This is a genomic window from Salegentibacter holothuriorum, from assembly GCF_900168045.1.
Taxonomy (GTDB): Bacteria; Bacteroidota; Bacteroidia; order Flavobacteriales; family Flavobacteriaceae; genus Salegentibacter; species Salegentibacter holothuriorum.
In genome coordinates this window covers 141,193-161,037 of record NZ_FUYY01000001.1, presented here as the reverse complement: position 1 = coordinate 161,037, position 19,845 = coordinate 141,193, and the positions used below count along the sequence as shown (strand labels likewise).

The following is a 19,845-nucleotide window of genomic DNA, read 5'->3' as shown; positions in this document are numbered from 1 at the left end:
AAAGATTTTGTATTAAATAAATACTTTTTTATTCCCCCTTTTGGGGGCTAGGGGGCAATTATAAATTTCTCTAATTCTCTCATTTGGATACGGCCTTCATAAATCGCTTTCCCAATTATAGTGCCTTCGCAACCAAGTTCAGCCAGTTCCGGTAATTCGCTAAAGGTAGAGATTCCTCCGGAAGCTATAAGTTTTAGTTTTTTATCGTCTGAAGAAGTTTCTTCCAGAATTCTGCGGTAAAGTTCAAAGGAAGGGCCTTCCAACATTCCATCTTTAGAAATATCGGTGCAAATTACATAGTTTATGCCTTCTTCCTGGTATTCCTGAATAAAAGGAATCAGTTCTTTATTAGATTCTTCCTGCCAGCCGCTAACCGCTATTTTTTCGTTATTGGCATCGGCTCCCAGGATTATTTTTTCTGAACCAAATTTCTGAATCCAGGATTTGAAAATTTCCGGAGCTTTAACGGCAATACTTCCACCGGTAATTTGATGTGCTCCACATTCAAAAGCAATTTGCAGATCTTTATCGGTTTTCAATCCGCCACCAAAATCAACTTTTAAAGTGGTTTTTGAAACGATCTCTTCCAGGATTTTATGGTTTACAATATTTTTTGATTTTGCACCATCCAAATCTACCAAATGTAAATATTGAATCCCGTGCGCCTCAAAATTTTTAGCTACTTCTAGCGGGTTTTCATTATAAATTTTCTTGGTATTATAATCACCTTTAGAAAGGCGAACACATTTGCCTTCAATTATATCTATAGCGGGAATTATTCTCATTTAAAGTACGAAGTTAGAAGTTTGAAATACGAAGTATTAAAAATTAAAATTATGTTTTCTTGTTTTGTTGTTTTCGTCTTGCTGTATTTATTGATGCTACTGTAATGGCCAAAATCTCTTCCGCTTCACGGTGTAAGTTTTGAGCTGTTCTAATGTCTTTATCTTTCATGATTTCCATAAATAATTCAAGAAAATACATACTCTCATCTGCTTCTTCTTCAACAATTTTAAGCTTATTTATAAAATCAGCAGTAGATTTCGCACGTTGAGAAGCTCTATAATTTGCTCCTACAGAACTCGAACAACGGATAAGTTGATTGGCAAAAGCATTATACTCCCTGGAATAAGGTATTTCTTTACAGAAGAACCAGCAATCTAATGCGAACTGTTTTGTTCTGTTTTTTAAATTGTTCATCACTTCGTACTTTTAATTTCGTACTTCTAACTTCAAAAAATTCTCCAGAATTTTCTCCCCTGCATTGCTGCTCTTTTCTGGGTGAAATTGTACCCCATAAAAATTATCTTTTTGAATAGCCGAAGTGTATTCCACTCCATATTCAGTAGAGGCAATGGTTTCTGCACATTCCTTAACGTAAAAACTATGTACCAAATACACGAATTCTCCTTCTGAAATTCCGGTAAACAACGCTGATTTTAGGTCATAAATTTTATTCCAACCAATTTGTGGAACTTTTAATTTATTATCGAATTTCACTACGTTGGCGTGAAAAATCCCGAGCCCATTTGTATCTCCTTCTTCGCAATAAGTACACATTAACTGCATTCCAAGGCAAATTCCTAAAACCGGCTGTTTTAAAGTTGGAATCACTTTATCTAAACCTGTAGATTTTAGCATTTTCATTGCGCTACTGGCCTCCCCCACTCCAGGGAAAATCACCCTATCTGCTGCTTTAATTTCTTCAGCATCACTGCTTAAAATAGCCTCATATCCAAGTCTTTTTATGGCAAATTTTATACTTTGAATATTCCCGGCTCCGTAATCTATTATTACCACGCCCCCTCTAACTCCCCCGAAGGGGGAGGACTTTTTAATGCTTTCATCTGAATTTTTCAAATCGTAATAGAATTAATTGTTTTCATATTCCCCCTTCATTCCCTCTTTGGGGGTTAGGGGGCTTATAACATTCCTTTAGTTGATGGAAGTATCATTTTTTCAGCATCACGTTTTACCGCCACTTTAATCGCTTTAGCAAAAGCTTTAAATATCGCTTCAATTTTATGATGCTCGTTTTGGCCTTCTGCTTTTACATTTAGATTGGCTTTGGCCCCATCGGTAAAAGATTTAAAGAAATGATAAAACATTTCAGTAGGCATTTTACCCACCATTTCCCGCTTAAATTCGGTTTCCCAAACTATCCAGTTTCTTCCGCCAAAATCTATGGCCACCTGCGCCAGGCAATCGTCCATAGGCAAGCAAAATCCGTAGCGTTCTATACCAAGTTTATTACCCAAAGCTTTGCTAAAAACTTCTCCCAGGGCAATCGCGGTATCTTCTATGGTGTGGTGCTCATCAACCTCTAAATCGCCCTTTACCTGAACCCTAAGATCCATTTGGCCGTGGCGTGCTATCTGATCTAACATATGATCAAAAAATGCAATCCCGGTACTAATATCAGATGTTCCGGTACCATCTAAATTTAGCTGAATAAAGATATCGGTTTCATTGGTTTTTCTTGAAATTTCAGCTGTTCTATCATTCAGCTTTAAAAATTCATAGATATCTTTCCAACTATCGGTTTTTAACGCAATAGTTTCTTTGACTTTCGCCTGATCGTTCTTTACTTCATCGGTTGCCAGATCTTCGTGGGTATCTATAAAAATCCCTTTTCCGCCAAAATTATAAGCAAATTCAATATCTGTAAGTCGGTCACCCACCATAAAAGAATTCTTCAGGTCATATTCTTTTTCGTTATTCAAATACTTATCCTCTAAAAGTCCTGTATTAGGTTTCCTTGTGGGAGAATTGTCTTTTGCAAAAGTACGGTCCATCAATACTTCCTTGAATTCCACTCCTTCATTTTTGAATGTTTGAAGAATAAAATTTTGAATAGGCCAAAAGTCCTTTTCAGGATAAACTTCTGTTCCCAAACCATCCTGATTGGTTACCATAACCAATTCAAAATCCAGTTCTTTGGCAATTTTCTTTAAATAATATAAAGCTTCCGGATAAAATTCCAGCTTTTCGATACGGTCTACCTGGTAATCTTCAGGCTCGTGAATTAAAGTCCCATCACGATCTATAAATAATACTTTTTTCATAATCTATTTTTTCTACGATGGTCTAACCACCACGTCAAGCTGAACTTGTTTCAGCTTATAACATGTTTTTTATGCTAACAACTTAGATCCTGAAACAAGTTCAGGATGACGCTTACGTTTAATCTATATTTTTCAATGCCTCAAGTAATTTCTCATTCTCCTCTCCAGTCCCCACCGTAAACCTTAAGGTATTTTCACAAAGCGGTTGTGTAGTTCGGTTTCTAATTACTATGCCTTTTTCTAGTAGTTGCTCATAACGTTTATTAGCGTCATCTACTTTTACCAATATAAAATTAGCGTCAGAAGGATATATTTTTTCAATAAAATTCACTTCAACTAATGCTTCACTTAAAAGAGCTCTTTCCTTCAGTAAATCAGATATTTCCGAATCCACTTTCCCCTTATTCAGTACACGATCTAAAGCTCTTAGCTGAGTTAATTCGTTTACATTATAGGGAGGTTTTATTTTGTTTAAAATCTCAATAATTTCTACGGAAGCATAGCAAATCCCCAACCTAATTCCTGCCATTCCAAATGCCTTTGAAAGCGTTTGGGTCACTATTAAATTTTGATATTGCTCCAGCTTAATTAGCCAGCTTTCTTCTGAAGAAAAATCAATATAGGCCTCATCAATAATCACTAATCCGTTGAAATTTTCCAGAATATGGATAATCTTTTCTGCTGAAAATGAGTTTCCGGTGGGATTATTCGGGGAACATAAAAAGATTATTTTTGTATTTTGGTCTACCGAATTCAGAATTTTATCAACATTAGGTTCAAAATCTGAATTCAGTAAAACTTCACTATTCTCAATATTATTGATATTAGCCAGTACCTTATACATTCCATAAGTAGGCGGTAATGTGATAACATTATCCTTAGCCGGTTCACAAAATGCCCTAAACATCAAATCCAGCACTTCATCGCTCCCATTTCCCAATAAAATATGTTCCGTAGAAACATTTTTAATTTTTGCCAATTCAGCCTTTAGGCTGCGTTGTTGAGGATCTGGATAACGGTTTACATCGGTCTGAAATGGATTTTCATTAGCATCCAGAAAAACCATTTCAGAACCCGTAGACTGGTATTCGTCCCTGGCCGAAGAATAAGGTTTTAAACCGGCCACATTTGGCCTTACCAGGTTATTTATATTAAAGTTTTTCATTTATAATATTAAATTGAATTAATCGTCATTGCGAACAAAGTGAAGCAATCTCAACATTTAATTACCACAATTTACAGATTGCTTCGTGCCTCGCAATGACGTCCAAAAGTCACTTGCACACTTATTTCAATTCTTTTAATCGTAATGTCACCGCATTTCTATGCGCTGCTAAACCTTCGGCTTCTGCCATTAATTCTATGGATGGACCAATTTCACGTATCCCTTCTTCTGTTATTTTTTGAAAAGTCATACTCTTCATAAAACTATCAAGGTTAACACCGCTGTATTGTTTTGCGTAGCCATTTGTTGGTAAAGTATGGTTTGTTCCTGAAGCATAGTCCCCAGCACTTTCAGGAGTGTAATTCCCTATAAAGACCGAACCGGCATTTTGGATTCCTTCAGTAAAAAAAGCTTCATTATCAGCACAAATAATAAAGTGCTCAGGCCCGTATTCATTAATTAATTTCAATGCATCTTCTTCGTTCTCCACGTAAATTAATCTGGAGTGGTCTATCGCCTTTTCAGCAATCGTCTTTCTTGGTAACACTTGTAATTGATTATCTACTTCTTTCTCCACGGCTTCAATTAAATTTTTAGAAGTTGAAACGAGAATCACCTGGCTATCTGCACCGTGTTCTGCCTGACTTAAAAGATCTGAGGCAACAAAACCTGCATTCGCAGAATCATCGGCAAAAACAAGTAGTTCAGATGGCCCTGCCGGCATATCTATAGCCACTTGATGACGAGTTGCCAGTTGTTTCGCAACGGTAACAAACTGGTTACCCGGCCCAAAGATCTTGTAAACTTTAGGAATAGTTTCGGTGCCAAATGTCATTGCTGCGATTGCCTGGATACCGCCAACTTTATATATTTTGGTAACTCCACATAATTCTGCTGTATATAAAATGGCTGGATGTACATTCCCGTTTTTATCTGGAGGGGTACAAAGCACAATTTCCTGGCAGCCTGCAATATTTGCAGGAGCGGCTAACATTAAAATGGTAGAAAATAAAGGCGCACTCCCACCCGGGATATATAAACCAACTTTTTGAATGGCTCTTTTTTCCTGCCAGCACTTTACTCCATTAGTAGTCTCTACCTCAATTTTATCGGTTTTTTGTGCAGCATGGAATTTTTCGATATTGCTTTTAGCCAATTTTATGGCTTTTTTCAATTCCTCTGAAATCTCATTTGTTGCGGCATTTACTTCACTTTTTGTAACCTGGGTTTCTGGTAAGTTTATACCATCAAAAAGTTCGGTATATTTTGCTACTGCGGTGTCCCCTTTTGTTCTCACTTCACTAAAAACCTGGTTTACCGTTTCTTCTATATCTTCAACGGTTTGCGTAGGTCTTTTTAAAATATCAGGCCATTCAGTTTTAGTAGGATTAAAAAACTTTTTCATCTTAAAGTACCATTTTTTCTATAGGTGCTACTAAAATACCTTCGGCACCATTTTGTTTTAACTCATCTATCACATCCCAAAAACGTTCTTCATTAATTACGGTATGAATAGAACTCCAACCCTCATCAGCAAGCGGCAGAATGGTTGGGCTACGCATTCCTGGAAGCAATTTAATGATGTTATCTAAATTCTCATTTGGAGCATTTAAGAGTATATATTTAGAAGTGCGTGCATTTAAAACCGATTTTAACCGGAATTGTAATTTTTCTAGAATCTGTTGGCGTTCTTCTGAAATCTTAGGAGAGATAGCAAGAACAGCTTCACTCTTCAGCATCACTTCCACCTCTTTTAGCCCATTTTTAAATAAGGTACTACCGCTGGAAACAATATCACAAATACCATCTGCCAGCCCTATATTAGGTGCTATTTCTACTGAACCATTAATAATATGCAATTCGGCTGTAATTCCCTTTTTTTCCAGGAATTCGTTTACTGTATTTGGGTAAGAAGTGGCTATTTTTTTCCCATCAAGGTCGTTAATACCATTATATTTCATTGATTTTGGTACGGCTAGAGAAACACGACACTTTGAAAAACCAAGTTTTTCACCCTGAATAATATCTTTCCCTTTTTCAATTAAAACGTTTTCCCCAATAATGGCTATATCTACAACACCATCTCTTAAATATTGAGGGATATCACCGTTTCTAAGATACATAACCTCTAATGGAAAGTTACGAGATGAAGCTTTAAGCTGTTCTTTTCCATTATCTATAGAAATTCCGGCATCTTTTAATATTTTGAGAGAATCTTCATTTAATCTCCCTGATTTTTGAATAGCAATTCTTAATTTTTCCTGGCTCATTTTTTAAATTTTCTATTAAAATGTAGTTGTTGGTTATAAATAAAAAAACCCGTTTGAATAGCTCAAACGGGTTTTAAATATGCTGAAATCACAACACACCAAATTTACCTCGCCTGAGCGCAGTAGTAAATATGATGGTGATGTAATTGAAACTTCTTCATTGTGAATACAAATCTAAATATAAATTTTAAACTGCAAAACAGCTTTCTATAAAATTCTAAATTATTTAATTTCCTCCACCTAAAATTAAGGGTAAGCCACCTTCACCTGAACCTATAACAACCGTTTTGGCATTATTGGATTTAGCAAGTTCAACCGTAGCTTGAATTCCTTTCTCCTTCAAAATATTAGGAGTTAAAGACGCATTCAAAATTTCGTTTGCACGTGCTTTACCTTCGGCATCAATACGCTGGCGTTCGGCTTCCTGAGTAGCTTTAGTTAACCTAAATTCATACTCCAAAGACTCCTGCTCCTGGCGTAGTTTACGCTCAATCGCATCTTTAATATTTGGTGGAAGTGAAACATCACGCACCAAAACCTCGTTAACCTGAACATATTGATCTTTAAGTAAAATTTGAGTTTCTTCTAAAATTTCTTTCTGAATAGCTTCTCTTTTACTGGCATATAATTGTTCAGGGTTATATCTTCCTACAACTGATCTTGCAGCCGACCTCACTGCAGGTTGAAGCAAACGCCTAATGTATTCTTCACCTTTTTCACGATGTAAGCTACCCAGGTTATCATAAGAAGGTTGAAACCAGGTAGAAGCATCAATATCAATTTGAAGTCCGTTAGAACTTAAAACCTGCATTTTTTCTTCCAGGGATTGTTGTCTAACCTCATAAACAAAAACTCTGTTCCAGGGAGCTACCAGGTGAAAACCTTCATTTAAAGGTGGTCCATCTGTAACCACACCACCACCAAAGGTTTTATACAAAACTCCGGCTTCACCAGAGCCGATAGTGACTGTAGATTTTGCGACAAAAATTATTAAAATTACGATTCCTATAAGAATAGGAATTCCGAGCTTGGGTAATCTTTCCATATATAAACTAAATTTAAATTAATCCTTTGTATTTTCTGTAAAACCATTCTGCGGCAAGTGTCAAAACAAGCAGAAATAGAAGGTAATACCAGTCTATCAAAGGTACGGCTTTTTGTTGGCTTTTTTGAATGGGTTTGTATTTATCCTCGCTTAAAAGACCATCTATAAATTCTTGAATTTGATTTTGATAAAAAACTACTGTGCCAGAATTTTCGGCTAAAGCCAGCATCGCATTTTTGTTAGCCGAAACAAATTTTTGCTCAATATTATATGCTATGATTTCAAAGCTTCCAGACCTGGAAATTTGACTTCCTGTTTCTACAATTTTAAAAGTATAAGTACCTGGTGATAAATCGCCTAAATCAACTTCATAACCATTATTTTTTAAAATGAACTGTGACTCAAAATTACCTAGTGAACTTTCTACTGAAATATTCAAATTGGCCTTAGGATCAAATTGATAATTTTGATCAAAGAAATTGGCACTAATATTAACCGATTCATTTTCGTAATAAAATGATTTATAATCTAAGGTTAATCGCTCTCGCTGCTTTTTGGATGCCAGGTTTTGAATTAATTTTCCGAAGAAATTATCAAATTCTTCAAAAGATTTATCTTCCATAAACGCAGCAGAACGCCATCTCCAGATATTCTCTCCAAGAATAAAGGCTTTTTTATCTTGCCCTTTTCCTTGTATTGCAATTAAAGGTTGTGATGTTTCTACATTTTCAATTTCCTGAAAATAAATACTTTCTATACTATTGCTTAGAATACTAATGCTACCAAATTTATCTTCTAGCGGAGGAAAGTTTGAAAAGCCAACTTCTTCAAGCTGAAACTGATTAAAATTTGGATTTTTTACCGCAAAAACTTCCTGTGTTTGATTCGTGAAATCCTTTTTTACAAAATCCTGAATGCCATTAAGAAAATTCCAATTGGTTTTAGTTCCTGAAATAAGTAGATAATTTTGATTATTTTCTTCAAGATCTTCAAAAACAGATAGAAAACTAGAATTTGGCTGATATAAAATCACCAATTGATAATCTTCAACGTTTAGATCATCCTGGATATACTTAATATCAAGTTGCCGCTGTTTATTAGTTTCTATAGCCTTTTTAATAGCTCCCAGATCTGGGTGAGGAATAGCACTTACCAGCAAAATTTCAGTACGCTCATCAATGACTTCTACGGCAAAACTTTTAGTATTATTGGCCGTGTTTTTTTCATTTTCTATCGGAATAATTTCAGCATCATAAGAAAGTACTCCTAATTTTGAAGCTGGAAGCTTTGCCTGAATTATGGTGGAATTGTTTTCTGCATTCAACGAAACCTCTTCAGAAAAAATAGTGTTATTTCCAGCTTTAATAACAAATCTTGTGTTTATACTTTTTTCCCCTGAATATGAAATAAAAGCTTCTACCGGAAAACGATTATTTAAAAAAGCATAATTGTTTACATTCAACCTTGATAATTCTAAATCTGCATATTGCGTGGTATCTCCTATCACCAACGGGTAAATCTCCGTATTTTGAGCATTAAAATATTGAAAATTGCGACCGGAAGTTTGATTGCCATCAGAAATTAGCCCAATAATCGCTTCCTTTTTTTGAGATAATGCTTTAACCGACTCTAATACCGAAAAAATATTGGTCTCGGTTTCTTTAAATTCATTATTGTCTCCTGGCTTTAGGTTATTTCCAAAATTATACTGAACAAGATCAAATTGCTCATTCAATTTTTCATTTGCTCTAAAATTTTCCAGTATGATACGCACACTATCTTCCTGTTCAAGATGCTTAATAGACTCCGAATCATCTACTACCAGAATAAGCATAGGTTTCTCTAAACTATAGCTGGTAAAAGTAAGTTTAGGATTAATAAGTAATAAAAGAAGTACGAAAACGGATAGAAATCGTAATGCAAAAAGAATATAAACATCCTTCCCCCTTTTTTTAGATTTATAGAGGTATTGAAAAAAAGCAAACCCCAGCGCGAAAATTGCAGCCAGGGCGATAAATAAAATTGTTGATAGATTCATTAAGGTTAAGATAGTTAATGATATTGGTTAAAAGTTAAAGATTTTAATAACAATTAACTCTCAACAAATAACATATCTACGTATGCATTCCGCCATCTACGTGAAGCACCTGGCCGGTGATATATGCACTTAAGTCGCTACCTAGAAAAACACAAGCATTAGCAATATCTTCCGGGCTTCCGCCTCGTTTTAAAGGAATTGCCTGTCTCCAACCATCAACTACTTTATCGTCTAACTTTTCAGTCATTTCAGTTTCTATAAATCCGGGGGCAATTACATTGGTTCTAATATTTCTAGAGCCAAGTTCCTGAGCCATAGATTTAGAGAATCCGATAATTCCAGATTTAGAAGCAGCATAATTTGCCTGGCCTGCATTTCCAGTTACACCCACTACAGAACTCATATTGATAATACTTCCTTTACGCTGTTTCAACATAGTACGTTGTACGGCTTTAGTCATATTAAAAATAGATTTTAGGTTTACTTCAATAACCTTATCAAAATCTTCTTCACTCATTCGCATCAACAAATTATCTTTTGTGATACCCGCATTATTTATTAAGATATCTATAGCTCCAAAATCTTCAGCGACATCTTTTATAAGCTGTTCTGCTTCTTTAAAACTCGCAGCGTTAGATTGATAGGCTTTTGCTTTTACTCCAAGTTTGCTTAGTTCGTCGGCTAATGCATTTGCAGATTCCCCTGAGGAATTATATGTAAAAGCTACATTGGCGCCATGTTCAGCAAAAACTTTAGCGATTCCTTTCCCTATTCCACGGCTACCACCGGTTATTATGGCATTCTTTCCCTCTAATAATTTCATATTTGTAAAAAGATTGATGTTAATTAAATAGTTTCAAATATAGCAAAAGCTAATACTAAGAAATAAAAAATCCTCCTGTATTTAGTGTTTGCACCAAATACAGGAGGATTTTAATATTATTTAGAAAGATTTTAGCCTTTTAAAACCTCGGCTACTTTTTTTCCAATTTCAGCTGGAGAATCTACAACATGAATTCCATTCTCTTTAAGAATAGCTTTCTTAGCTTGAGCAGTATCTTCACTTCCTCCAACAATTGCACCTGCGTGACCCATGGTACGGCCCGCTGGCGCTGTTTCTCCGGCTATAAAACCTACAACTGGTTTTTTATTTCCGTTTTCTTTAATCCACTTAGCAGCATCTGCCTCTAACTGACCTCCAATTTCACCGATCATTACAATACATTCGGTTTCATCATCATTCATCAATAATTCTACAGCTTCTTTAGTTGTAGTCCCAATTATTGGATCTCCACCAATTCCAATTGCTGTAGTAATTCCAAGACCTTGTTTTACTACCTGATCTGCAGCTTCGTAAGTTAAGGTACCAGATTTAGATACAATTCCTACTTTTCCTTTTTTGAAAACAAAACCTGGCATAATACCAACTTTAGCTTCTCCCGGGGTAATTACACCAGGGCAATTAGGACCTACCAAACGGCAATCTCTATCCTGAATATAATCGTAAGCTTTTACCATATCTGCTACCGGGATACCTTCGGTAATTGTGATAATCACTTTAATTCCAGCATCTGCAGCTTCCATAATTGCATCTGCAGCAAAAGCTGGCGGCACAAAGATTATAGAAACATCTGCTCCTGTTTTTTCAACAGCATCAGATACAGTATTAAAAACCGGTTTGTCAAGATGTTTTTGACCTCCTTTGCCGGGAGTTACACCTCCAACAACGTTGGTTCCATATTCTATCATTTGTTCAGCGTGAAAAGTACCTTCGCTACCGGTAAATCCCTGAACTATTATTTTTGAATCTTTATTAACTAAAACGCTCATAAATTTTTGATTTTTGCGATTACAAAAGTAGGTTTTTAAAAATAAAAGATAAAGCGTTTTGTGAAGTTTATTAGGGCTTTATTCTTAAAATTGAACTAAAATTCTAGCTCTCAAACCATATTACTTAGAAAGTTGAAATTAAGCCCACGGGCTTTCATCTACCTCTTCACCAAGTTGTGAAATTTGAACACCCTTAAAAAGTTTATTATCTTTTAATTCCCAAATAGCCATAAAGTGAGCAAGTGGCATTTCTTCATCGGGATTTTCTATGGTTTCTACGTGGTAGGTAAACTGTATAGCAATTTGATGACCTTCTTCTACGATCTTTTCAACTTCGGGTTTTAGTGATTCAAAGTTTTTTCCCAAATCATCTCTAAGCTTCAATATTTCCTTGAAGTCCAGTTTTTTAAATCCGGTAGTGCCATACCAGGACAGGGTTGCATTGGGATGTAAGTAATTATCTAAAGTTCCTTTTTCGTCTTTAAATAGGGAGATATAAAAATTTTCAACAATCTCTTTACTTTTTACGCCCATAGTTTTTTATTTTAGTTTCTCCAGCAATTTAGGTAATTGCCTTAAAAGCGCCAACTCTTTTAATTTAGCCCTGGCTTCCATAGCCGGGTTTCCTGTATATATTTTATTGGCTTTGGTAGATTTTGTAATCCCGGCCTGCCCCATTAGCACTCCGCCTTTTTCTACAGTAATTCCGCTACGCATACCAACCTGACCCCAAACAGTAACTTCGTCTTCAATAACTACAGCTCCAGCAATGCCGACCTGGCTCGCTATAAGACAGTTTTTACCAATTACAGTATCGTGACCAATCTGAATTAAATTATCCAGCTTAGTACCTTCTTTTATAGTTGTGTCTCCCGTAACACCTTTATCTATGGTACAATTTGCTCCAATCTCTACATTATCTTCTATAACCACACGACCTCCAGATCTTAATTTATCAAAACCATCTTCGCGTTTTTTGTAATAAAATGCATCCCCACCTAAAACGGTTCCCGAATGAATAATTACATTATTGCCAATCACCGCATTATCATATATACTTACATTGGCATGAATCAGGCAATTACTCCCAATTCTCACATTATTTCCAATAAAGGTATTTGGCTGAATATGCGTGCCCTTCCCTATTTGAGCTGAATCTGAAATAGAATTATCGGCCTTCTGAAAAGGTTTAAAATATTGGGTAAGTTTATTAAAATCGGAAAAAGGATCTTCTGAAATCAACAAAGCCTTACCATCGGGACAATCTACTTTTTTATTGATTAAAATTACTGTTGCGGCAGAATTCAAGGCTTTATCGTAATATTTTGGATGATCTACAAAAACAATATCCCCGGACGTTACCACGTGAATTTCATTCATACCTGTTACTGGAAAATTAGCATCACCAATATATTCAGCATCTATAATAGTGGCTATTTGCTGTAGCGTATGTTCCTGGGGAAATTTCATATTTCAATTAGTAAATTAAGTAAGGTAACGACTGTTCTTATTTTCATCAAGTTGAAAATGTTTCAGCCCAAAACTTGAATATTATTCTTCATGGAAATAGATCCTGAACTAAACTCAGGATGACGATCTTAAAAGATTTCAATCAGCTATTTCTAAAAGGGCTATTCTTTAATTCTTTCTTTATACGACCCCTTATCGGTTTCAACTCTTATTTTGTCCCCTTCATTTATAAATAAAGGAACATTAACTTCTGCACCTGTTTCAACAGTAGCAGGTTTGGTAGCGTTGGTAGCTGTATTTCCTTTTACTCCCGGTTCGGTATGTGTTACTTCTAATACAACGCTAGCGGGCATCTCTACTGAAAGCGGTGCATTATCTTCAGTATTGATTATTACCGTAACAACTTCACCTTCCTTTAAAAGTTTTGGTTGATCCAAGGCTTCCTCAACAAGACGAATTTGGGTGTAATCTTCAACATTCATAAAATGATAAAACTCACCATCATTATATAAATACTGAAATTTATGAGTCTCTACACGCACATCTTCAATCTTATGTCCCGCTGAAAACGTATTTTCTATAACTTTTCCCGTAGTTACACTTTTAAGCTTTGTTCGCACAAAAGCAGGACCTTTTCCAGGTTTTACGTGTAAAAATTCAGTTACCTTATAAATATCGTGGTTATAACGAATGCATAATCCGTTTCTAATGTCACTTGTACTTGCCATTTAAATAATTTTAATTTGAACTAAAGTATCCTTTCATGATACCTCGTTGCGAGTTTTTAATGAATTCTAAAATTTCATCCCTTTCTGCGGTTGCTTGCATTTCAGCTTCAATGATAGCCACAGCCTGGGTATTATTATAATTTCTTTGATACAGGATTCTATATATATCCTGTATCTCCCTAATTTTATCTGTTGTATATCCTCTTCGGCGTAAGCCTATAGAATTTATTCCTACGTAAGATAATGGTTCTCTACCCGCCTTTACAAACGGGGGCACATCTTTTCTAACAAGAGATCCTCCAGTTACAAAAGCATGTCTTCCAATACTACAAAATTGTTGAATAGCGGTCATACCGGCCAAAACTACGTGGTCTCCAACGTTTATATGACCTGCAAGCGTGCTGTTGTTAGAAAAAATACAATTATCTCCCACAATACAGTCGTGCGCTATATGGCAATATGCCATAATCCAACAGTTTTTCCCGATCACGGTTTTCATTCGGTCTGTAGTTCCCCTATTAATGGTTACACATTCTCGAATAGTTGTATTATCTCCAATTACCGTAATAGTATCTTCGTCGTCAAATTTTTTATCCTGTGGAATAGCAGAAATAACGGCTCCCGGAAAAATACTGCAATTCTTTCCAATTCGGGCACCTTCCATTATAGTTACGTTAGATCCTATCCAGGATCCCTCGCCTATTACTACATTATTATGAATAGTGGTAAAAGGTTCTATTACTACGTTCTTAGCAATTTTGGCTCCGGGATGTACGTAAGCTAAAGGCTGGTTCATATTATTTATTTTGATTTTACAATTTGCGCCATAAGTACGGCCTCGGTAGCTAATTTTCCATTTACATAAGCTGAGCCTTGCATTTGGCAAATTCCGCGGCGAATAGGCGCAAGTAATTCTAATTTAAATATTAAAGTATCTCCAGGTACTACCTGTTGTTTAAATCTTACATTATCTATTTTCATAAAATAAGTAAGATAATTTTCTGGATCTGGAACAGATTTTAATGCGAGTATACCGCCAGTTTGAGCCATAGCTTCTACCTGAAGTACGCCGGGCATTACCGGTTTCCCCGGAAAATGTCCCACAAAGAAAGGCTCGTTCATGGTTACATTTTTTAATCCCACCACGCAACTATCGGTACAACTATAGATTTTATCAACTAAAAGGAAAGGTGGACGATGGGGTAAAATATCCATGATATCGTTCACATCCATCAAAGGTTTTTGTTCGAAATCTATTTTTGGTACATTATTTCTTTTTTCAGCTTTAATTATTTTAGCGAGCTTTTTAGCAAATTCGGTATTTACATAATGTCCCGGTTTATTGGCTATTACTTTTCCGCGAATACGCGTTCCTATAAGCGCCAAATCTCCTAAAACATCTAAAAGCTTATGCCGAGCTGCCTCATTAGGATAATGTAGGGTTAAATTGTCTAGAATCCCATTTTGTTTTACCGCAATATTGTCTTTCTCAAAAGCTTTTCTAAGTTTCTTTAAAGTGTCTTCACTTATCTCTTTATCTACATAAACAATGGCGTTATTTAAATCTCCACCTTTTATAAGTCCATGATCAAGGAGTGCTTCTAATTCATGTAAAAAACTAAAAGTTCTTGCATTGGCAATTTCATCTTTAAATTCTGATAAATGTGAAATAGTGGCATTTTGAGTACCTAATACCTCTGTACCAAAGTCTACCATAGCGGTCACCTGATATTCTTCGGCTGGCATTACTATAATCTCGCTTCCACTCTCTTCATCATGATAGGAAATAACCTGGTCTACCACAAATTCTTCTCTATCTGCTTCCTGAGCAACCACTTCTGCCTTTTCTAAAGCTTCCACAAAAAACTTTGAAGAACCATCCATAATTGGTGGCTCTGAGGCATCTAATTCAATTAAAATATTATCAATATCCAATCCAACACAAGCTGCGAGAACATGTTCTGAAGTTTGTATTTTGACGCCATTTTTCTCCAGGTTAGTACCTCTCTGGGTATTTACCACATAGCTTACATCTGCCTCTATTTGGGGTTCTCCCTCCAGGTCCATTCTTTTAAAAACATAACCGCTATTTTCCGGGGCAGGTTTAAAAGTCATTTTTACTTTTTGACCAGTATGCAGCCCAACGCCTTCAAGAGAAATCTCTCTATCTATGGTATGTTGTTTCGCCTGTTTATATGCCATTCTTAATCTTTTTTTCTAATTGGTTAAGTGTATATATGGTTTTAGGTAAGTTTTTAAAATGAACGTAAGATTTATTAAAATCTCCATAACCGAACGCGGGAGAGCCCTGTAACATTTCGTCATCTTTTACATTTCGGCCAATCCCAGACTGAGCCTGGATTTTAACCCTGTCTCCTATTTGAAGATGCCCTGCAATACCAACCTGCCCTCCTATTAGACAGTTTTCTCCAATTTTAGTAGAGCCCGCAACTCCCGTTTGGGCAGCTATGGCTGTATTAGAGCCAATTTCTACATTATGGGCAATTTGAATTTGATTATCTAATTTCACACCCTCTCTTATTATAGTAGAACCTAATGTTGCTCTATCTATAGTAGTACCCGCTCCAATATCTACATGATCTTCTATAATCACATTACCAATTTGGGGTACTTTAGAATACTTGCCATCTTTACCGGGACTAAAGCCAAAACCATCGGCTCCAACTATAACGCCACTATGAATCACACAATCGTTACCTATAATAGTTTCAGAATAAATTTTTACACCTGGAAAAATAATAACATTATTTCCTATTTCTACATTGTCGCCAACATAAACATTAGGATAAAGTTTAACGTTATCTCCAATTTTTACATTTTCTCCAATATAAGTAAAAGCGCCTACATAAATATTCTCTCCAAATTTTGCCGAATCAGATAAGAAACTGGGTTGTTCAATTCCCTGCTTATTTAACTTGATTTGATTGTAATACTCCAGCAATTTGGAAAATGCCTTATAAGCATCTTTCACCTTAATTAATGTTGTGTTGATAGGCTCTTCGGCTTTAAAATCACTATTCACTATAGCGATAGAAGCCTGTGTAGAATATATATAAGAAGTATATTTAGGATTGCTTAGGAAAGTTAGGGAACCTTCCCCTCCCTCTTCAATTTTAGCTAATTCAGATACTTCTACTTCAGGATTACCCTCAATTTCTCCCTCAAGTATCTCTGCTATTTGTGCTGCTGTAAATTTCATTCTGGCAAAAGTAAAAAAAAAAGCGTTAATGTTTGGCCTTCGGGTAGCACATATAATACTTAACCACAGTTTTTGAAAGTGCTTTTAGGTTTAATTGGTCTGATGCTTTGGCTACATCGCTTATCTTACCGTTCTTATGTAGAATGTTAATATTATTATTTTCACTTTTATAAGCGGTATTGGTTACTTCACCACTAAACACAAAGTAAGCTGCTTCCTCTGCTGAAATATCTTCTTTTTCCTGAAGCGCTATTCGGCGTTTTTGGAGTTTTTCAGCAGATGGTTTCTTCTTTTTGATCTTTACCTTTAATAGATCTCTATTTATGATCATTTTACATAAATTACTCAATACAAAATCATCGTGATCCTGCCACTCTTTCATTGCAGCTACAATATCATAATCATCCAAACGGGCAAAAACCGATAAGGTTTCCGAAGTAAAATTTTCCGGTCCTATTTTATTGTAAAGGAAATAGGAAAGCGATTTGCTCGCATTTAAATCTCCTCCTTTTTCAATAAGCTCTTTAGCTCGTTTTAAAACCCTTATCAAAAGTTGCTCTGCTACTAAACTGGTTTTATGTAAATATACCTGCCAGTACATCAACCTTCTGGCCACTAAAAATTTTTCAACCGAATAAATTCCTTTTTCCTCTATCACCAAATCGTCATTAACCACGTTAAGCATTGTGATAAGGCGTTCACTATTAATGTTGCCTTCAGCGGCACCGGTATAAAAACTATCTCGCTTTAAATAGTCTAAACGATCCATATCCAGCTGACTGGTAATTAACTGATTTAAAAATCTTCGGTTATAAGTTCCGCGGAAAATCTGGAGAGCTAGCGTTAAACTTTGGTTAAAGTCACGGTTCATTTCCTCCATAAAAAGCAATGAAATACTTTCGTGGTCAACGCCTTCTACAATGCTGTGCTCCATGGCATGAGAAAATGGGCCGTGACCTATATCGTGTAGTAAAATTGCAATTTGCAGGGCTTCTTCTTCAGCTTCAGAAATCATAACTCCCTTATGCCGAAGTATTTGAACTGCTTTCTGCATTAAATGCACACAACCAATGGCGTGATGAAATCTGGTATGGTGTGCACCGGGATAGACCAAATAAGACATTCCCATTTGTGAAATTCTGCGTAAGCGTTGAAAGTAGGGATGCTCAATAATACTAAAGATTCGCTCACTTGGGATGGTAATAAATCCGTAAATTGGATCGTTTAATATTTTAAGTTTATTCGTTGAAGTCAAGCTTTGTATCGTATTAATTTAAAACAAATATACATATATAGACTTGGGAAGTTCAAAAAGCAATAAATAAGTTGTTAAAAACCGGAGTCCTGTAATATTTCAGGAAGAAATTTTAGACAAACAAAATAACTAAAAGTCGAAACTAACGCAGAAGAATTAAACCTCGATTATCGAGTAAAAATATATAAGGATGAATAAGATAAAAATACTTTGGGTAGATGATGAGATAGATCTACTAAAACCGCATATCCTATTTCTTGAATCTAAAGATTACGAAGTAGTTACTTCCCAAAGCGGAACTGAAGCTTTGGAACAAATAGAAGAAGAAAGTTTTGATATCGTTTTTCTGGATGAAAATATGCCGGGGCTTACCGGCCTGGAAACTCTTGCCGATTTAAAAGAAAAGAGAGAAAACCTTCCTGTGGTAATGATCACTAAGAGTGAGGAAGAATATATTATGGAGGAAGCTATAGGCTCTAAAATAGCCGATTATCTTATAAAACCGGTAAACCCAAACCAGATTCTTCTTAGTATAAAAAAGAATTTGGATCACTCCCGACTTATTTCTGAAAAAACGACTTCTAATTACCAACAGGAATTCAGAAAGATCGCTATGGATTTGAGCCAGGTCAATACCTTTGAAGAATGGGGCGAGCTCTATCAAAAATTAATTTACTGGGAACTTCAACTCGAAGGCCTGGAGGACAGCGGAATGTTCGAAATTTTAGAATCTCAAAAAAATGAGGCTAACACGCAATTTTGCAAATTTATAGATAAAAATTACACCCAATGGTTTGAAAATGGTGCAGATGCGCCAATCATGTCTCATACTATCTTTAAAGAGAAGGTGATTCCCGAAATCACAAAAGATCAGCCTACTTTACTTGTTGTAGTAGACAACCTAAGATACGACCAGTGGAAAGCTTTGGAGCCCGTAATCTCCACGTATTATAAAAAAGAAAAAGAAGAACCTTATTATAGTATTTTACCCACTGCAACACAATATGCGCGTAATGCCATGTTTTCTGGTTTGATGCCAGCCGATATGGAAAAAAGATTTCCAAAGTATTGGAAAAATGATACCGATGAAGGAGGAAAAAATAATTTTGAAGCTGAATTTTTAAGTGAACAGCTAAAAAGGTTAGGGAAAACCTACAAATACGAATATCATAAAATAACCAGTTTAAAGGCCGGAAGAAAACTTGCTGAAAACTTTAAAACGCAAAAAGATAACGATCTTAGTGTAGTTGTATACAATTTTGTTGATATGCTTTCCCACTCCAAAACAGAAATGGAAGTGATAAAAGAACTGGCTTCTAATGATAAATCGTATAGATCTTTAACGCATAGTTGGTTTAAGAATTCACCATTGCTGGATATTATTCAACAGGCACGTCAATTAGGCTTTAAATTAATTATCACTACAGACCACGGAACTATAAATGCAAAAAATCCTTCAAAGGTTATTGGAGATAAAAATACCAGTTTAAATTTAAGGTATAAAACAGGTAAAAGCCTCACTTATGAAGATAAAGATGTATTGGCTGTTCCAAACCCTAAAAGCATTCATTTACCCACTATAAATATGAGTAGCTCCTTTATTTTTGCGAAAGGAGATCTATTTTTCGCCTACCCTAATAACTATAATCATTATGTAAGTTATTACAGAAACACCTATCAACACGGCGGAGTATCATTAGAGGAGATGATTATTCCTTTTGTAGTTTTAAACCCAAAATAGAATCTTAAACATTGATTT

The 19,845-nt window shown here is 35.6% G+C and carries 19 protein-coding genes; 1 reads left to right on the top strand and 18 read right to left on the bottom strand.

The window, feature by feature from the left end; all coding sequences use genetic code 11:
- Positions 1-47: 47 nt before the first annotated feature.
- The 18 genes from hisA to B5X51_RS00660 all read right to left on the bottom strand — a co-directional run bounded on the left by hisA (position 48) and on the right by B5X51_RS00660 (position 18,086).
- Positions 48-785 carry a 1-(5-phosphoribosyl)-5-[(5-phosphoribosylamino)methylideneamino]imidazole-4-carboxamide isomerase gene (hisA, locus tag B5X51_RS00745; protein WP_079718955.1) on the bottom strand — a complete coding sequence of 246 codons (738 nt, stop codon included), beginning with the start codon at positions 783-785 and terminating at the stop codon, positions 48-50.
- A gap of 49 nt (positions 786-834) precedes the next feature.
- A complete protein-coding gene (locus B5X51_RS00740; protein ID WP_079718954.1) occupies positions 835-1,200 on the bottom strand; it encodes a four helix bundle protein in 366 nt (121 codons plus the stop codon).
- 12 nt (positions 1,201-1,212) lie between these two features.
- The gene (gene hisH, locus B5X51_RS00735; RefSeq protein ID WP_394331556.1) at positions 1,213-1,860 is read right to left on the bottom strand and encodes an imidazole glycerol phosphate synthase subunit HisH; all 648 of its coding nucleotides are present in this window, start codon (positions 1,858-1,860) and stop codon (positions 1,213-1,215) included.
- 62 nt (positions 1,861-1,922) lie between these two features.
- Entirely contained in the window at positions 1,923-3,065 is a 1,143-nt protein-coding gene (hisB, locus tag B5X51_RS00730) for a bifunctional histidinol-phosphatase/imidazoleglycerol-phosphate dehydratase HisB (protein WP_079718953.1), read from the bottom strand.
- Positions 3,066-3,183: 118 nt separating this feature from the next.
- Entirely contained in the window at positions 3,184-4,230 is a 1,047-nt protein-coding gene (gene hisC, locus B5X51_RS00725) for a histidinol-phosphate transaminase (RefSeq protein ID WP_079718952.1), read from the bottom strand.
- A 121-nt stretch (positions 4,231-4,351) separates the two neighbouring features.
- On the bottom strand, positions 4,352-5,635 hold the full coding sequence (gene hisD / locus B5X51_RS00720) for a histidinol dehydrogenase (RefSeq protein ID WP_079718951.1): 1,284 nt from the start codon (positions 5,633-5,635) through the stop codon (positions 4,352-4,354).
- A 1-nt stretch (position 5,636) separates the two neighbouring features.
- Positions 5,637-6,500, bottom strand: coding sequence for an ATP phosphoribosyltransferase (gene hisG / locus B5X51_RS00715; protein ID WP_079718950.1), 864 nt, complete (start codon positions 6,498-6,500; stop codon positions 5,637-5,639).
- 226 nt (positions 6,501-6,726) lie between these two features.
- Positions 6,727-7,545, bottom strand: coding sequence for a prohibitin family protein (locus B5X51_RS00710; protein ID WP_079718949.1), 819 nt, complete (start codon positions 7,543-7,545; stop codon positions 6,727-6,729).
- Positions 7,546-7,558: 13 nt separating this feature from the next.
- Positions 7,559-9,583: a hypothetical protein gene (locus tag B5X51_RS00705; protein ID WP_079718948.1), complete on the bottom strand. Its 2,025-nt coding sequence runs from the start codon at positions 9,581-9,583 to the stop codon at positions 7,559-7,561.
- A 76-nt stretch (positions 9,584-9,659) separates the two neighbouring features.
- Positions 9,660-10,406 (bottom strand): 3-oxoacyl-[acyl-carrier-protein] reductase, encoded by a 747-nt coding sequence (gene fabG, locus B5X51_RS00700; protein WP_079718947.1) that lies wholly within the window; start codon positions 10,404-10,406, stop codon positions 9,660-9,662.
- Between the two features lie 131 nt (positions 10,407-10,537).
- Positions 10,538-11,413, bottom strand: coding sequence for a succinate--CoA ligase subunit alpha (gene sucD / locus B5X51_RS00695; RefSeq protein WP_079718946.1), 876 nt, complete (start codon positions 11,411-11,413; stop codon positions 10,538-10,540).
- Positions 11,414-11,551: 138 nt separating this feature from the next.
- Positions 11,552-11,947, bottom strand: a complete 396-nt coding sequence (locus B5X51_RS00690; protein ID WP_079718945.1) for a nuclear transport factor 2 family protein — start codon at positions 11,945-11,947, stop codon at positions 11,552-11,554.
- Between the two features lie 6 nt (positions 11,948-11,953).
- Entirely contained in the window at positions 11,954-12,883 is a 930-nt protein-coding gene (locus tag B5X51_RS00685) for a UDP-3-O-(3-hydroxymyristoyl)glucosamine N-acyltransferase (RefSeq protein WP_079718944.1), read from the bottom strand.
- Between the two features lie 161 nt (positions 12,884-13,044).
- Positions 13,045-13,611, bottom strand: coding sequence for an elongation factor P (efp, locus tag B5X51_RS00680; RefSeq protein WP_079718943.1), 567 nt, complete (start codon positions 13,609-13,611; stop codon positions 13,045-13,047).
- 10 nt (positions 13,612-13,621) lie between these two features.
- Entirely contained in the window at positions 13,622-14,407 is a 786-nt protein-coding gene (lpxA, locus tag B5X51_RS00675; protein ID WP_079718942.1) for an acyl-ACP--UDP-N-acetylglucosamine O-acyltransferase, read from the bottom strand.
- 5 nt (positions 14,408-14,412) lie between these two features.
- Positions 14,413-15,813: a bifunctional UDP-3-O-[3-hydroxymyristoyl] N-acetylglucosamine deacetylase/3-hydroxyacyl-ACP dehydratase gene (locus B5X51_RS00670; RefSeq protein ID WP_079718941.1), complete on the bottom strand. Its 1,401-nt coding sequence runs from the start codon at positions 15,811-15,813 to the stop codon at positions 14,413-14,415.
- On the bottom strand, positions 15,803-16,831 hold the full coding sequence (gene lpxD, locus B5X51_RS00665; protein ID WP_079718940.1) for a UDP-3-O-(3-hydroxymyristoyl)glucosamine N-acyltransferase: 1,029 nt from the start codon (positions 16,829-16,831) through the stop codon (positions 15,803-15,805). Before lpxD ends, B5X51_RS00670 begins: the two co-directional genes overlap by 11 nt.
- A 25-nt stretch (positions 16,832-16,856) precedes the next feature.
- Positions 16,857-18,086 carry an HD domain-containing protein gene (locus B5X51_RS00660; RefSeq protein ID WP_079718939.1) on the bottom strand — a complete coding sequence of 410 codons (1,230 nt, stop codon included), beginning with the start codon at positions 18,084-18,086 and terminating at the stop codon, positions 16,857-16,859.
- Between the two features lie 190 nt (positions 18,087-18,276).
- Here B5X51_RS00660 and porX point away from each other — a divergent pair, with 190 nt between their 5' ends.
- The gene (gene porX / locus B5X51_RS00655) at positions 18,277-19,827 is read left to right on the top strand and encodes a T9SS response regulator signal transducer PorX (RefSeq protein ID WP_079718938.1); all 1,551 of its coding nucleotides are present in this window, start codon (positions 18,277-18,279) and stop codon (positions 19,825-19,827) included.
- The last annotated feature ends 18 nt before the right edge of the window (positions 19,828-19,845 follow it).